Below are 16,660 nucleotides of genomic sequence, written 5' to 3'. Positions count from 1 at the left end.
ATAATCTTTAAGTACATTTGGCAGTGTACATAAAAATTGGTTATACAAAAAAAGATATCAACGGTCGGCATACCGAAGATATCATTAGTAATTCACACACATAAGCAAAAAATAAAAGTAAATTAAATTGTAGCGCTAAATGATTGTTCCACAACATCATACATGGCAACGTATTGATCAGGAGCAACGCGCAAGAATGGGACACCATTCGAATAATTAATTTCAGTGTCAGTAGCCCATTTACTATTTGGAGCAAGCTGAATGTCATTTCTTTGAACTAAATTATGATCGTAAACATTTACGTTTTTATCAGAACCGTCGAGTGATTGAACTTTAATAGTCATTCGACGGTTTTTGTATGCAAAACTGTCCTTAGTGCTAAGGAATCCATTAGTTGATACTTGATAGTAATCTGATCCGTTGATACTTTGTGTCTTAGCAACTTGCCAAGTACTATTTTTATCTAAAGCAACATCTGTTTTGTTACCATCTTTGTCATAAACTTGGGCAACATCGCTACTTACTTGAGCATAAGTTCCCTTTTGAGTAACTGATTGGGCATTGACATCAGTTACAGAACTAGCGGCAGTGGCAACTGCACTTCCAGTACCTAATAGCGCACAGGCTAATAATAAAATTGTTTTTTTCATAATTAATGACCTCTATATATATATTTTCTTAAATCTTAATCCCTTAAATACACCATTTTTTGGCAGAAAAATAGTGTACACAAAAATTGGATTTTCTATACAAAAAAATTTATTTTCTTAGTAATTCACACATTTGCTTATACAGATTTGGCATTATCATAAGCAACTTTATAGTACAAGGTATTGAGCAATAATTCAACATAATTTTGTGAATATTGACACTTTTTCTATAAATTTATTTATATATTTGATATTCCAATTTTATCAAAAAACGATATCATCCTAGTGCCATCTACTTTTGTAGACCTATGCCTTTCCCAAATAAAAAAAGAGTATTTCAAAAAAAAAATTTTTGAAGTACCCTTTTAAAAACTAGTATTATTTTTCTGTGAATGATTGTTGGATCACGTTCCACATACCTACATATTCATCCGTAGCAACACGCACAAATGGCATCCCATCTGGAGTCGTAATTACACGGTCTGAATACCAGTAAGTACCTGGAGCCAAAGCAACACATGAGCTTTCAACGAAGTCGTGGTTATACACTGGAACGTCTTCGTCAGTCTCTACTCTGATAACTTCTGGTCTATCACGATACATATAACTATCACTTGAACTTAAATACTCGTCATTTCCAATCTGATAATAATCTTTACCATCAAAAGTTGTGGTTCTCCCAAGTACCCAACAACTATTCTCCGGTTCGGATTTACCTAATGCATCTCCTGAAGAATTGTATACCTCCGCAGAACGTGCACTCACATCAACAAAATATCCGCTAGTTACGGACTCAGCCTTGACACTTTGGATTGGTAAAAATGAAAATCCCATTCCTAGTAGAATTGCAAAAAAAGCTACTACAACTTTTCTTTTCATTTTTAATACTTCCTTAGTCTCCTTAGACTAGTTAAAGTATATTATGTTTAAACATATTCAACAATTTTCAAGCTTACTTATATATTTATAAAAAAAATCATCAGCCAATATAGACTGGTGATTTTTTTATTTATTGTAAATTCATTTTGGCGAGTAATGAATCGTTATTATTTGCCTTAGCTAAGTAAAAAGCCAACTTATAATAATCATCATAACTGGCTTCTTTTCCATTGCCATTCTTAATTGCCATCGCAGCTTGATAGTTGAGCTCATCTAGAAAATATGACACATGCTTCTTTTGTGCATATTTTAATCCTGAACGACTGAAGTTAAGTGCTTCTTCGAATAATTTCATCTCATTGTATGCTTCTGCTAGCGTCTTGCAAATGAAAATAATTTCTAAATCACTCGCATTGGATACCTTAGAACCCTTTTCCGCAGCATCATCAATCATTTGGAAATAATATTGTGCACGATCATTGTGCTTTTCTTTTAGATAATTTAAACCTTTGAATAAATAAGCCAACAAAGTATAAATATCATCCATGGACGACTTCGTGAACTGTAATACTTTATCCAAATCAAACAAAGAAACATCCAAATTATCATCCCAGAAGTCCACGACCCCTTTGATCAATTCGTACTGTTTCATATCATTGTTACTAAGCTTTCCTTCCAGCTTTGACATTCTTTCATCGATATCCGTAATCCGATCAAGTAAAACATCTCGTTCGATTTCGTCTAAGATACTCTCTTCTTTTGCGGACGAATCATTTGAGAAGTCACTAAAAACGTCATTCAAAGTTAGACCTAACTTTAAACAAATTTTAATCAAAATATTAACCGTTGGCGCAATATTATGTTTTTCAATTTTACTAATCGTATTTTGAGTACAAATATCGTTAGCTAACTCAATTTGCGTAAAATTCATTTCTCGTCTTTTATTATAAATAATAGATCCAAGAAACAATTGCAACACGCTCCCATCTATCGTAATGACATTTATCAATAATACTATACCACCACATTTAAAAATATATGCTTTTATCTTAAATAATTAATTTAAAAAGAAAATATATTTTATAAAATTTGCACTTGCACAATTTTTCTTGTATATAATAACCATTTTTAAAGAATTGGATGTGTCTTCAAATTATTTATATTATGGATATATGCCGTCTCCAGATTCGGACAGTGGTCACTGGCGGTGCGGAACGGCCCGAGCCAAGGTCTCGGACCTCGGTTTAAGCCTTGCAAGTTCGGCAAGTCTTAAACACGCCCGGTGGTGTAAGAGCTAAAGCTCTAACGCCACTTTCACTGCCAGTAACCACTGTCCGAATCTTCCGACTAGTACCTTATTAACTAAAATATCTCAAATTCTTTTCATGGCTTTTGTTACTATCTTAATAGGATTCTGGAACAACTATACTATTAAAATATTTATCCGTATTAGAATAGATTCTTATCAGACTAACTTGAAGGCAAACCCTAGTTACTTCATTTAACATTAGATAATACATGAACCAACACAACAAAAAAAAGCAGTCAGACAAAATGTCCAACTACTTTTGTGATGCGGGTAAGAAGATTCGAACTTCCACGGAGAAAATTCTCCACAAGATCCTTAGTCTTGCGCGTCTGCCAATTCCGCCATACCCGCATGCACGTTCTACTATACACATAAATAAAAATAATTTCAAGCAGTATTTGGGGTTCTTTACCAACTTTGATTCACTTCAAATTTATATTTCATATGAAGTAGAACTTATTTAGCTAATTCCTGAGTTATACCACACTAAAAGCAATTAATATATTGGTACTCTAATCGTTATTAATATATAAACTAGTAAATTTTAATAGCGATTTATTCAAACCGAAGACCCACCTAGCCGGAAGGAGTCAAAAAATTAGGTCGCTATGAAGGTGGTGTAAGAGCTTTAGCTCTTACACCACGGGACGACTTTTGAAATTCGCGTACTTTGCGAAGTTCAAAATCGAGACTTGAGACCTTGGCTCAAGTCGGTCCCCATAGCGACCTAATTTTCTGACTCCTGGAGGCGGCATATTTCAAATTTGAATATCTTTGATATATTTCAACCTACCTCGACATTTGCCACAAACAAATTTCGTTGTATTAATTTTTTTAACGCGTTGATAAATATGATGACACTTATCACACTCATAAATATGATAAGTCTTAACTTTAACTGCACTTCGAATCGGTGAAAACCGTAAACCACCAACCTGCTTCAGCAATATCTTAAACGAACGATCACGATGCTGTGCTGGAAGTCCGTCATTATATAAATGATAATGACACAACTCATGCTTAATAACTCCAACCAAAGTATCCATCCCAAATTGTTGATAAATTTTAGGATTGATATCAATGTGTCGATCTTTCAAATGAAATCTACCGCCGGTCGTTTTCAGTCGAGAATTAAAACATGCTTGATGAATAAAAGGCTTCCCAAAATATTCTTGGGAAACCTTTTTGATTAATTCAGTTAATTCTTGATTATTCATTAAGCCAAGTCAGTCAACTTTTGAATTAATTTAGAAAACTTATCCATATATTCATCTTGCTTCTTTTCTGATTCATCAAAAGCATGACGGTCAACTTTTTTATCATCACCGATACTTGCAGTCATTTCACCGCAACCTTCAACATACTTCTTGAATGCGGAAACAAGTGAAATATGTGTTCCCATTAAACGAGCAGGTGCTTTACCTTTTTCAAGTTTAGCTAAAACTTCTTGATAATTCTTAGTTCCAGTTGTGAAATCTTTTTGAATCTTTGTATATTCAACATCATCGATTTGATCAACTTTACTACGATCCAAGGCATCACGAACTTTTTCATATTCAGGATTTAGTTTATCTTGTTCTTCTTGAATGGATTGAACAGTATTGTTGATCAATTGACCATATTGCATAGCTTTCTTTTGTGCGGCATTCATAATAATTACCTCTTGTTTTCTTCTTGTGTTTTTTCAGTATAAATATCACGTTCAATTGTAAATCTTGGACGTTGTTTTACTTCATTAAAAATCTTACCAACGTACTCGCCGATTACACTAACACTAATTAATTGTACACCACCCAGTGCCCAAATAGATATCATTAATGACGACCAACCAGGGATTACATCTCCATTGATTTTACGAATAAAACTATAAATCAAAAGCAATAAACTAATGAAGACGATGAAGAACCCTAGTCCCATAATCAGCTTGATTGGTACGATTGAAAATGATGTAACACCATCCATCGCAAATTTAAGCATTTTTCGTAAAGGATATTTTGACTCGCCAGCAAATCGTTCTTTACGAGCATAATAAACTTTGGCTGATTTGAACCCAACCAAGGGCACAATTCCACGTAAAAACAAATTTCGTTCACGATAACTTAACAATACCTTGCAAGCACGCTGACTCATCAAACGATAATCCGCTGAATCCGGAACTAATTTAACACCTAAAAAGCCCATGAATTTATAAAACATTTCGGCTGTATCACGCTTGAAAGCTGTATCAGTATCACGATTATTTCTAACGCCATAAACAACTTCGGCTCCATCAAGATATTCATCAACCATCTTAGGAATGGCATTGACATCATCTTGTAAGTCAGCATCTATCGTTATAACGGCATCTGAATCTTTCGATGCACTCGTAACTCCGGCCAATAGAGCACCCTGATGACCAAAATTACGACTCAATTTAACACCCGATACCAAATCAGATTTCTTAGAAAACTCATCAATCAATGACCAAGTTTTATCCTTACTACCATCGTCAACAAAAACAATTTTACTTGTTGGCTTAATCTTTTTCTCACCAATTAAACCTTCAACAATGGCGGTCAATTCTTTTGTCGTTTCATGTAGTACCTCTTCCTCATTGTAACAAGGTACTACGATACTTAATTTAAATAAATCAGACATTCATTTTCCCCCACTTTGATCTTATCCATTCGCAAATTGTAAACAGGCCTAAACCGCCAATAATAGCGATAATAGGTAAAAATTCAAGTCGATATCTGCCTTGCACTTCAATTAACAATTGTACGACAGCATAGGCCATAAGTGGTAGTACTAACAAGAATGTTTTTATATTTGGGTTGTCCTTAAAAAGTCGTAAAGAACCAATCCATGACAAGATAATCAAAACGACCGTTCCCAAATACCCTAGTAACTTCACAAAATTGCTTACTCGTAACGAATGTCGCGTTTCAAAGCCTGTAAAGTCAATGGTAATAGCACGACCGGCCCAAAGGGTTTCGTTCTTATTCCAGAGTAATTTCAGCCAACCATGATTAGCATTCAGATTTTGAATATTTTCACGAATAATCTGATGTTCTTGATGGCTCATCTTGGCACGACTGTCTTTTAAATTAAAACGATTAACCATGCCTTGGTCATAAGAACCATTAGAATTAGCATCCAGACCAACGACGAATTTCCATTCTGAATCACGATTAGTCAAGCCGTAACTATTTAATCCTGAGCTTTTAATCGCCATGCCAGCGGTCGAAAATAGCACTTGATAAATAATTAAGGTCACTAATATTTTACCTAAGTTTTTCCAATGAAATTGGTTATTTTGAATTGCCATATAAAGTAAAGCATAGACAACTATTCCCGCTATAACGACCGGACCAATTGGTCGAATAATACTTCCAAGCGCCAACGTGACACCAGCTAGTGAGCAAGTCCAATATTTGTCTTTCATGATCAAGTAAAACGTTACTAGGAATAGTAACATCCCCAAATACTGATTATCAGCTTGGCTATTGAGTGCAAACCAATCCAAATCAATCATTAAAATGAAGACACTTAAACGAGCAATCTTAACTTTATTAAATAATTGCATTGCCAAAATATATGACATTAATAAAATCAAAACTTGATACAAAACGTTCAACAATTGGATAGCAATAATATTATGTCCAAATATCTTCACCACCGTCATAACGTAGACTAAAAATCCCGTCTGATAAGCCCATTTAGCAAAATAATCATTGTCATACTGATAAATGGCTTTGCCATCCAGTGCTTTCGGTGCCATTCTCCAAAACGCTTTAAAATCACTTACTTGTGTTTGGGGCACTAACTTTAACCACACCAACGCGACGACGGCAAATATTAATAATAAACTAATCAAAATCAATCGATTCAAGTTGGCATCATTATCTCGAATACGATATAAGCAGTACCCACCGGCACCGACAAAAATAATTGCACAAAGAAAAACCAGTACTGCTAATACTGGTTCAACTTTTAAATAATTGATTGTAAAGAAATGTCCCATCTGTACTAACACAACGGTCGTAAAGATAGCGAGGCATGTTAAAACAATTTTACTAATAATGCCTTGAAATTTACTTAGCATTTTATCCCTCTATATTTGCTAGTTTTTTACGGCTTCCTAAGAAACTGTGGAGTTTTTCAATACATGCGTTGATGCTTTCCATGCTTGCAGCATAACTAAAACGCAAATGTCCTTCTCCACCGATACCAAAGAAACTACCTGGTAGAATTGCCAAATGTTCTTCATCCAATAATTCATTAGCAAATTTAACGTCGTCTTGCTCGTAATCTTCAGGAATTTTTGCAAATAAGTAGAAAGCTCCGTCTGGAGTTGGACATTTAAAGCCCAACTCCTTTAAGCCTTCATACAAGGCGTCTCGTCTAACTTGATATTGCTCTTTCATTACCGCTGGATCATTGTAGCCATTCGTATACGCTTCAAGTGCCGCATATTGAGTAATTGAAGTGATGGAAGTTGTTGCTAATTCATGGATCTTATTGATCTGTGAAATGACCTCTGCTGGTCCACAGACAACTCCAAAACGCCAACCAGTCATGGCATGCGACTTAGACAACCCATTTAAAAGAATTGTCTGTTCTGGCAAAATGTTACCAAATGAAACATGTTTAAAACTATAAGTTAACTCACTATAAATCTCGTCACTAATTACAAAAACATCATGTTGTTTTAAAACATCTGCTAAAGCTTGTAATTCATCCTCAGTGTAACTAACCCCCGTAGGATTACTTGGATAATTGAGCAAGAAGATTTTAATACGTGGATTTGTTCTAAAAACTTCTGCTAAAGCCTCAGGCGTCACTTTGAAGCCTGTTTTTGATGTATCCAAGTAAACTGGTGCTGCACCATTAAAGTCCGCATCAGGGCCATAAATGGTAAATGAAGGTGATGGAATTAAAACTTCATCACCAGCTTGCAAAATTGCATTGAAGGCTGAGAAAACACCTTCAGTTACACCTGTTGTTGCTACGATCTGTGTCTCAGGATCATAATTCAGACCGTATTTATCGTGGAGATAATTGGCAACAGCACCTAAAAGCTCATGATCACCTTCAGGAACGGTGTAATGCGTGTGGTCATCTTCAATGGCTCTAATTGCAGCCTGTTTGATGTGTTCAGGAGTATGAAAGTTAGGTTCACCAACCGTCATATTAACAGCTCCTGGTATTTTCTTGGCCCGCGCATTGAACTTAAAGATCTCTTGTTGTTTTATCGCAACAACAGATGGTTTCATTAGGGAGATTAAATCACTTTTCACTGTTATACACCTCTTTTAGAAGATTACACATTCATTCTAACATACGACATTTTGTAAAAAAAAAGACATTCGAATAATTTGAATGTCCAAAATTGAGTTTCTTTTGGCCGCCTCCGAGAACGAACGATTTAGACTGCTGTGGGGACCGACCTGAGCCAAGGTCTCAGGTCTCGATTTTGAACTTCGCAAAAAACGCGAATTTCAAAACTCGTCCCGTGGTGTAAAGGGCTAAAGCCCTAACGCCACCTGCACTGCTGTCTGAATCGTTCGTTCTCTCCGGCTAATATATTTGTTATTTTCAATCAATTAACATCAATCACCAAAATTTATAAAAATAATTCAACTACTTAATGTCGAATACTGAGTATGGCAAACGACGCTTATGTGCAGTCTTCTTATACCAATTTTCAATAATTTCAGCATTTTCTGGGGCAATATCTTTGCCTTCAAGATAATCATCAATATCTTTATAAGAAACACCTAGAGCTTTTTCATCTGGCAAGCTAGGACGGTCTTCTTCTAAGTCGGCTGTTGGAGTCTTTTCATAAAGATTCTTTGGAGCGTCCAACTTGGCTAACATTGCCTTTCCTTGGCGTTTATCCAAACGGAATAACGGCGTTACATCGGCTGCCCCATCACCGTATTTTGTATAGAAACCGGTGATGTTTTCGGCTGCATGATCAGTTCCTACAACGACACCTTTGTTATCGCCGGCAATTGCATATTGAGCTATCATTCTTGTTCTAGCTTTGATATTTCCCTTGTTAAAATCAGAAATAGTTAGTCCGTTTGCTTCAACTGCTTTTACCATTGCATCAACACTTTCTTTGATATTGACACGAATGACTTTGTCAGCTTTCATCCAGTCAATGGCTTGCATACAATCAGATTCATCAGATTGTTCACCATAAGGCAAACGCACGGCGATAAATTGATAGGCGTCATCGCCTGTTTCTTCACGTAATTCAGTCATTGCCATTTCAGACAACTTTCCCGCCAAAGTCGAATCTTGACCACCAGAAATACCTAACACTAGTGTCTTCAAAAAGCTATGTTGTTTCAAGTATGTTTTGAGGAAATTGACGGAACGTCTAATCTCTTCTTCCGGATCAATTTCTGGCTTTGTGTGTTCAAATTCAATAATTTCTTTTTGCAATGGTCTCATTTTAGTCACCTAATCTAATATTGTTTACATCATTTCTAATTTTCTCAATATACTTCATCTTATGACTGTAAAGCTTTGAAGATAAGTCAACTGGATAAACTTGGGGGTTTAAAATACGTTTGTATTCGTCCCAAAGTGAATCAAGATTTTCAGCACAATATTTACGGATATCTTTAACATTTGGCAAGTCATAAACTAATTTACCGTTAGTAAAAATATCATGTAACATTGGCTTAGCTTGGAAGTCTTCCACGGTCTTATTGATATAAGTATATTGTGGGTGGAACATATAAAGTGAACTATGCTCTCTTGGATCTTCATTCCAGAAGGTTACATAGTCTCCTTCAGACTTATCATTTTTTTCATTATTAGTAATACGCCAAACTTGTTTTTTACCCGGTGTAGAAATCTTAGCGGCGTTACTTGAAAGCTTCAAAGTATCCATCATATTACCCTTGGCATCTTCAATACTTACAAGCTTGTAAACTGCACCTAGAGCTGGTTGATCAAAGGCTGTGATAACTTTTGTACCAATACCCCAGACATCGATTTTAGCATCTTGCATCTTCAAGTTAAGAACGGTTTTTTCATCCAAATCATTTGAAGCATAAATTTTGGCATTTGGAAAACCAGCTTCATCAAGTTGCTTTCTGACACGTTTAGAAATATACGCCATATCACCAGAGTCAATACGAACACCTAAGAAGTTGATCTTATCACCCATTTCACGGGCAACTTTGATGGCACTAGGCACACCACTCTTTAACGTATCGTATGTATCAACTAAAAAGACACAGTTCTTATGTGTTGTTGCGTAGGCCTTAAAAGCATCATATTCATTACGATATGTTTGTACCAAAGCATGCGCATGTGTTCCTGAAATAGGAATACCAAATAACTTACCAGCTAACACGTTACTTGTAGCATCGAAACCGGCAATATAAGCGGCACGTGTACCCCAAATAGCAGCGTCAACTTCTTGTGCACGGCGTGAACCAAATTCCATAACCGGATCATCCCCACAGACAGTCTTAATCCGAGCTGCCTTAGTAGCAATCAAGGTTTGGAAATTCACCATGTTTAAGATAGCTGTTTCAATCAATTGGCACTGTGCCAAAGGTCCTTCAACTTGAAGGATTGGTTCTTCATTGAAAACTAAATCACCCTCCAAGGCTGAACGAACAGTACAGCTAAATTGCATATCTTTTAACCAACGTAAAAATTCTTCATCGAATTCCCCATATTCACGTAAGTAATCGATATCTGAATCTGAAAAACTTAAATTCTTGAGATAATCAACGACATGTTCCAGCCCTGCAAAGACGGCAAAACCATTATCAAATGGCAAGCTTCTGAAGTAAACTTCAAAAACTGCACGGCGGTTGTGCATACCTTTCTTCCAGTATGTATACATCATATTTAATTCATAATAATCCGTATGCAAAGTCAAATCTTCATCTTGAAATTGAGTCATGATAACTCCCTTATAAATTTATATTAACAGCTAAAAATTGAAAAATGCCACCTCCGAATGCGAGAAATTTAGACTGCTGTGGGGACCGATTGGAGCCAAAGAACGGTCTCCAATCTCGATTTTGAACTTCGCACAAACCACGAATTTCAAAACTCGTCCCGTGGTGTAAGGGCTAAAGCCCTACCGCCACCTTCACTGCTGTCTAAATTTCTCGCACTCGGAGGCTAATATATTAGTTATATAATTTGATACAAATTTAATTTTCACTATTTAGAATAATAATCTCCACAAATTAAGTAAAACAAACTAGTCGGAGGAGCCGAAAAATAGTTGCTGGCCGTGAAAGTGGCGTTGGTGCTTTAGCACTTACACCACCGGGCGTGTTTGGAGACACGCGCTTTTTGCGTGGCTTCAAATCGAGCAGCGAGACCTTGGCTCGATGCGGTCCGCACAGCCAGTGACTATTTTTCGGCTCTGGAGACGGCAACTTTCAATCAATAGTTAACATTACGTATTTTACATTATTCCGCATTTATTGTCTTCGTATAACCGTCATTTACTTTTCTTGCTAATTGTTCGATCGAATAGTTATCTCTGACCTCTTGATAAAGTGCCAAACCTTTCTGATCAAGGTTGCCATCACGCCACATTGAGTGGGCATCAGTCAGAGCTTTGATCAACCCTTGTTCATCACCTGAATCGACTAGCCAACCAGTATCATCATTGATAATTTTATCGGTAGCCCCGACGTTTGTTGCAATAACTGGTTTACCATAAGCAGCTGATTCAAGATAAACGGTTGGTAAACTTTCTGACTTAGATGTCAAAACGGATACGTCACATTCTTGGTAGTAATCACCGGTATTCTCGCGAAAACCAACGAAATCAACTTTATCTTTAATACCTAGTTCTTTAGCTAAATCACGCAAATCATCCATCAACGGACCATCGCCAACCAACGTTAAGCGATAATTAAATTTAACTTTACTCAAAGCTTCTAGTAATAGTCGATGATTCTTGACCTCAACTAATCGTGCCACTTCCAGCAAGTTGAATGCAGGTTGACGAGTAAATCTAGGATTGATGCCAGAAAAATCAATCGCATTGAAAACTTCAAATGTTTTACTTGATCTGATATTCAATGATTCAAAATATTCTTCCAAATCTGGGTTCATGTAGAAAAGTGAATCAGCTCTCTTTAGAGCGTGTAGATTTAATTTGAGCATAACTTTACCTTTGAGGCCCGAAAAGTCGATACGGGGGTCAGAATGGACTGTTATGACCCATTTAGCATTGATTTTCTTTCTGATCAAAGACACGATATAGTTAGCACGAGGTCCATGTGTATGTACAATATCGAAATTATTATTATTAATATATTTTGTTAATGGTTTTAGGATCGATAAGTCAAAGCGTTGCTTTTGTTCCATTACAGAAACACTTAAGCCATTTTCACGCGCCATTTTGGAAACTGGACCTTCTTGAAAAGTTAATAACGTACTCTTCTCGCCAATCAGTTTTTGACCCTTCATCAGGTTAACAATATATGTACGTGCTCCACCGTCTTCATTACCGGCATTAATATGTAAAACCCTCATTTAGACACCTCTCAAATTAATCTTTCTCGTGTATAATAATACATTAAAGGAGAACGCCATGCACAAAAATAGAGTAAATATTTTAGGTACAGAGTTTGATAATCTCACAACAAAACAATTTCATAAATACTTAGACGACGATCTGGATGTAAATGCAAACAGATTTATCGTAACACCTAATCCCGAAATTGTTCTTTCAGCAAGAAAAGATACCAATTTTTCAGAAATTGTCAATAATGCTGACTACGTAATTCCTGATGGAATTGGGATCATCAAAGGAGCCAAGAGTCTAGGTACTCCGCTACCTGAACGTATCACTGGATTCGATACTTTACAATATTTAGTCGAAACAGCTAACCGCAAACTATTAAAAGTTTATCTACTTGGTTCTAAGCCTGAAGTAATTCAAGCTAGTGCCGATAAAATTAAAAAAGACTATCCTCAAATCGATCTTGTTGGCTATCACGATGGATATTTCAAAGATGAAACAGACATCGTCAACGAAATTGCCGAAAAGAAACCTAACATCATCTTCGTTGCTCTAGGCTCCCCTAAGCAAGAAATTTTTATCAACAAGTATCGTAATAAAGCTGATGCCATTTGGATCGGTGTTGGTGGTAGTTTTGATGTCTTCTCGGGAACTAAACAACGTGCCCCTAAGATTTTTCAAAAACTTAACTTGGAATGGTTCTATCGCCTAATTAAAGAACCTACACGTTTTGGTCGAATGCTTGCGATTCCTAAATATATGCGTTTAATTAAAAAAGAAAAAAAGAATCATTCATAAGCTTTGCCGCCTACAGGAGCCAGAAAATTAGGTCGCTGTGGGGACCGCTTGGAGCCAAGGTCTCCAAGCTCGATTTTGAACTTCGCAAAGTACGCGAATTTCAAAACTCGTCCCGTGGTGTAAGCACTAAAGTGCTAACGCCACCTTCACAGCGTCCTGATTTCATTGCTCCTTCCGGCTAGTTTATTCGTTGTTTTGAATAAATTTTGAACACTCTTTCGTTATAACGACAAAAAAACTAGCAATCCCAACGGATTACTAGTTTTTTTAGTACACTTTTAATCTTCCACATCAATTGTATATGGATTTTGGTTTGTTCTAAGGAAAATTCTTGCGTTCAACATCGCATAACTCAAGATTGAAACGAAGTAAATACTTACTGATGGTGCTTCAATAACGTGTCCTGTCATTAAAGCCATTCCAAATCCTAACGCTACACTGGCAACGAGCATTGCCCATTTAAACGACCACATATCCTTGAATTTTCTAAGGAAAGTTCCGATTAGATAAATCAAGCAATATAGTAATGGTGCTAAGTAAATGATTGTGCCGAGGAATCCAAATTGGAAGAAGATATCAATATAATCCATTTCAACCAATTTAGCTTTCTTCTCACTCTTAAACTTTGTAGCATATCCCATACCAAAGATTTTTTGAGCTGGGGTTGCTTTCTTAAAGTTATTAGCGGCATTTTCAAAGTACACTGTTCGACCACTCAACAAGTATGAAACGGTTTTATTAGTTTCAACGTATTTCTTTTGGTCTTTAGTGATACCTTTTTTCGTCTTAGCTTGTTTCTTCTTGTACTTGATCATATCACTATGCAATTCGGCTGTTCTTGATACGGCCATAGCTGGATATGCTGCAAAAACTCCACCTAAGGTCAAACCTAATAGCACTACAATTCCGGCGTTAAATTTACGTCTGCTACTGTCTTGGAAGAAGTGGATCACAGCAGCTAAAATTGCCATACATGTACCAAAGAGAATTGCTAATAGTGATCCTTTTGTACCAATCAACAAGGCGGCATAGATTGCTAAAATAATTGTCAGCCAATAATAAATTCTTGACCAATTGCTAATTTTTTTCAATGCGTACCAAACCATGATTGGAAAGGCAATTGAAACAATCGCACTCAACTCATTAGCAGCGTAGAACCAGCCACTTTCACCTAGCTTATAGTAAGCATATGAACTGAAACTTGTGTTAGTAAAATGAGCGATAATCATGATAATACTGATGATATTCACAGCATAAAAAATTACTTTTGGGAAGAAGCGGTTGATGATTCGATCCTCAGCCAATTCTTCAAAGGCATAAAAGTATCCTAGCAACATGATTGGATAGTACACACTTTTTGCCAAAGTTGTTAATTCTAGCGATGGTATAAATAATTCTTTTTGTTTGTAATTTACAATTAAACTAATCACCGAAACTATTCCTAAAACTACGAAATACGCGATGACTCGAAACCCATGTTTATTATCCCTATTAAGTATCAAGAACATCAGAATATAAAATACAGTCACAGCCATCACAGCCATGCGTATCAAAACCCCGAAGGTAATATTAATATGTGCTTGAGCCATCAGTCCGGTAACAGCATCTAATACAGGTTGAAAAACAATATATAGCATCAAGAAGATACTGTACTTTTTTATAAAGCTTTGCATAAGTGACTCCCAGTTAAAAATTTAAAAAACATATCAGGTTATATCTTACCTTAAAACGAATTTGAAAGAAATTAAATATCTATTATTTTCACAACATCCTAACAATAACAAAATGCTTTTAAATCCTTCAAATTTAAAAATTATCTCTCTAAGTAAAATTCAAACCGATCTCCGGCATATTGTGAACGAACGTATTCGAAAGGTCGATCATCGTCTAATGTTGTAACTTGACGAACCCTCAAAATAGCCGAGCCACGTTTTACGTTTAAGAAATTAGCAATCTTTTCGGATGCTAAAATAGCTGAAACAGTTTGTGTAGCGTCACCTAATTTTAAACCAGCTTTATCCTCAAGTGCCTTATATAGTGAAGACGTGATGTCTTTTTTATTTAGGCTATTAACAATTTCAATTGGAATAGTCGCAACTTCAAAACAAATTGGTTGCTTATCAGCATAACGAATTCTTTCCATTCGTAAAACTTGATCGCCATTTTTAAGTTTCAACTTTTCAATTTCACTAATTGAAGGGTCGGCAACATGATAAGAAACAGTCTTACTAGAAGGCTTCTTCCCTTGGCTTTCGGTGATTTCAGTAAAACTGGTCGTACCTGACATCTTCTCTTGAACCTTGCTACTAGCAACATAAGTTCCTGAACCAACTTGACGTTGTAAAATTCCCTCATCTACAAGTGTTTGAATAGCTTGGCGAAGCGTCATCCGACTAACATCAAAATCTTGAGAGAGTTGTCTCTCTGATGGAATACGTTCCCCCACAGCCCACTTGCCAGATTCAATTTCTTTTCTAATTTCATTATGAATTTGTATATATACTGGTACCTTCATTATCATGGACTCCTTTACGAGCATTACTTCTGTTAATTATACCGTATTTCGCTAAAAAATTAAGAATTGGTCTAAAAAACTAGAAAAAAATAAAAAGGCAAAATTCAAAGTATGAATTTTGCCTTTTTAAGTTATTGGGTTAGCTGGATTCGAACCAGCGCATGACGGGATCAAAACCCGTTGCCTTACCACTTGGCTATAACCCAATTAATGGAGGGGAGTGGATTCGAACCACCGAACCCGAAGGAGCGGATTTACAGTCCGCCGCGTTTAGCCAGACTTCGCTACCCCTCCATGTGTTTAACACATGTCTCATTCGACTTAAATAATATTACCGAAAATCTATAATCATTTCAAGTGATTTTTTATATTTTTTTGAAAAAGTGTTGCTAAAGATGCCGTCTCCAGAATCAAGAAATGGTTGCTGGCTATGCGGACCGGCATGAGTCAAGGTCTCATGCCTCGGTTTGAAGCCTCGCAAAAACCGCGAGTCTCCAAACACGCCCGGTGCTGTAAGTACGGAAAATCACCGTACTAACACCACTTTCACAGCCAGCAACCATTTCTTGATTCTTCCGACTAATGTCTGTTTTACGAATATAATTGCCATCCAATAAATTATTAGAATTGACCAATAAGACTCAACTAACGTCAAGCACACTATTCATATAAGACAAAATTGACCAATTTAAAACAACACCTTTCTATAAACTAACCTCATAAAATTAAACACTATTACAATATATTAACTACTGGGAATCAACGAATAAACCAGCCGGAAGGAGCAAGAAATTTTGGTCGCTGTGCAGGTGGCGTTATGGCTTTAGCCATTACACCACGGGACGACTTTTGAGACTTACGGTTTTCAGTAAGGCTCAAAATCGAGATTCGAGACCGCCTTTCGGCTCGAATCGGTCCCCATAGCGACCAAAAATTTCTTGCTCCTGGAGGCGGAATCCATCAAAAAAGCCGCAGCATCAAAGCTACGGCTTGGTTTAAATTAT

General features: G+C 36.4%; 14 protein-coding genes and 3 tRNA genes. 1 reads left to right on the top strand and 16 read right to left on the bottom strand.

Annotation, left to right across the window (positions count from 1 at the left end):
- Positions 1-122 precede the first annotated feature (122 nt).
- The 12 genes from D1B17_RS02740 to D1B17_RS02685 form a co-directional block, all read right to left on the bottom strand.
- A complete protein-coding gene (locus D1B17_RS02740; protein ID WP_120143151.1) occupies positions 123-650 on the bottom strand; it encodes an SLAP domain-containing protein in 528 nt (175 codons plus the stop codon).
- Positions 651-1,028: 378 nt separating this feature from the next.
- Positions 1,029-1,529 carry an SLAP domain-containing protein gene (locus tag D1B17_RS02735; RefSeq protein WP_120143152.1) on the bottom strand — a complete coding sequence of 167 codons (501 nt, stop codon included), beginning with the start codon at positions 1,527-1,529 and terminating at the stop codon, positions 1,029-1,031.
- Between the two features lie 130 nt (positions 1,530-1,659).
- Positions 1,660-2,460 (bottom strand): helix-turn-helix domain-containing protein, encoded by an 801-nt coding sequence (locus D1B17_RS02730; RefSeq protein ID WP_137432091.1) that lies wholly within the window; start codon positions 2,458-2,460, stop codon positions 1,660-1,662.
- A gap of 643 nt (positions 2,461-3,103) precedes the next feature.
- A tRNA-Leu gene (locus D1B17_RS02725) sits at positions 3,104-3,189 on the bottom strand.
- A gap of 407 nt (positions 3,190-3,596) precedes the next feature.
- Positions 3,597-4,055: a SprT family protein gene (locus tag D1B17_RS02720; RefSeq protein WP_120143154.1), complete on the bottom strand. Its 459-nt coding sequence runs from the start codon at positions 4,053-4,055 to the stop codon at positions 3,597-3,599.
- Positions 4,055-4,489 carry a hypothetical protein gene (locus tag D1B17_RS02715; protein WP_120143155.1) on the bottom strand — a complete coding sequence of 145 codons (435 nt, stop codon included), beginning with the start codon at positions 4,487-4,489 and terminating at the stop codon, positions 4,055-4,057. Before D1B17_RS02715 ends, D1B17_RS02720 begins: the two co-directional genes overlap by 1 nt.
- 5 nt (positions 4,490-4,494) lie before the next feature.
- Complete coding sequence (locus tag D1B17_RS02710) at positions 4,495-5,475, bottom strand: glycosyltransferase family 2 protein (RefSeq protein WP_120143156.1); 981 nt, start codon at positions 5,473-5,475, stop codon at positions 4,495-4,497.
- Positions 5,468-6,922: a hypothetical protein gene (locus tag D1B17_RS02705; RefSeq protein ID WP_120143157.1), complete on the bottom strand. Its 1,455-nt coding sequence runs from the start codon at positions 6,920-6,922 to the stop codon at positions 5,468-5,470. Before D1B17_RS02705 ends, D1B17_RS02710 begins: the two co-directional genes overlap by 8 nt.
- Position 6,923: 1 nt before the next feature.
- Entirely contained in the window at positions 6,924-8,117 is a 1,194-nt protein-coding gene (locus D1B17_RS02700) for an aminotransferase class I/II-fold pyridoxal phosphate-dependent enzyme (protein WP_240704438.1), read from the bottom strand.
- A gap of 343 nt (positions 8,118-8,460) precedes the next feature.
- A complete protein-coding gene (gene nadE / locus D1B17_RS02695) occupies positions 8,461-9,282 on the bottom strand; it encodes an ammonia-dependent NAD(+) synthetase (protein WP_120143158.1) in 822 nt (273 codons plus the stop codon).
- Between the two features lies 1 nt (position 9,283).
- Complete coding sequence (locus D1B17_RS02690) at positions 9,284-10,756, bottom strand: nicotinate phosphoribosyltransferase (RefSeq protein WP_120143159.1); 1,473 nt, start codon at positions 10,754-10,756, stop codon at positions 9,284-9,286.
- Between the two features lie 521 nt (positions 10,757-11,277).
- On the bottom strand, positions 11,278-12,354 hold the full coding sequence (locus D1B17_RS02685) for a glycosyltransferase (RefSeq protein WP_120143160.1): 1,077 nt from the start codon (positions 12,352-12,354) through the stop codon (positions 11,278-11,280).
- A gap of 58 nt (positions 12,355-12,412) precedes the next feature.
- Between D1B17_RS02685 and D1B17_RS02680 the strand changes: the two genes are divergently transcribed.
- Positions 12,413-13,141, top strand: coding sequence for a WecB/TagA/CpsF family glycosyltransferase (locus D1B17_RS02680; protein ID WP_120143161.1), 729 nt, complete (start codon positions 12,413-12,415; stop codon positions 13,139-13,141).
- 278 nt (positions 13,142-13,419) lie between these two features.
- Here D1B17_RS02680 and D1B17_RS02675 read toward each other — a convergent pair whose 3' ends face one another.
- The 4 genes from D1B17_RS02675 to D1B17_RS02660 form a co-directional block, all read right to left on the bottom strand.
- Positions 13,420-14,814, bottom strand: a complete 1,395-nt coding sequence (locus tag D1B17_RS02675) for an O-antigen ligase family protein (RefSeq protein ID WP_120143162.1) — start codon at positions 14,812-14,814, stop codon at positions 13,420-13,422.
- Between the two features lie 140 nt (positions 14,815-14,954).
- Complete coding sequence (locus D1B17_RS02670; RefSeq protein WP_120143163.1) at positions 14,955-15,656, bottom strand: GntR family transcriptional regulator; 702 nt, start codon at positions 15,654-15,656, stop codon at positions 14,955-14,957.
- A gap of 134 nt (positions 15,657-15,790) precedes the next feature.
- Positions 15,791-15,862, bottom strand: a tRNA-Gln gene (locus tag D1B17_RS02665).
- Between the two features lie 5 nt (positions 15,863-15,867).
- Positions 15,868-15,950 (bottom strand) — tRNA-Tyr (locus tag D1B17_RS02660).
- Between the last annotated feature and the right edge of the window lie 710 nt (positions 15,951-16,660).

It is taken from the genome of Companilactobacillus zhachilii, assembly GCF_003606365.2.
GTDB classification, from domain to species: Bacteria; Bacillota; Bacilli; order Lactobacillales; family Lactobacillaceae; genus Companilactobacillus; species Companilactobacillus zhachilii.
This window is presented reverse-complemented; position numbering and strand designations above follow the sequence as displayed.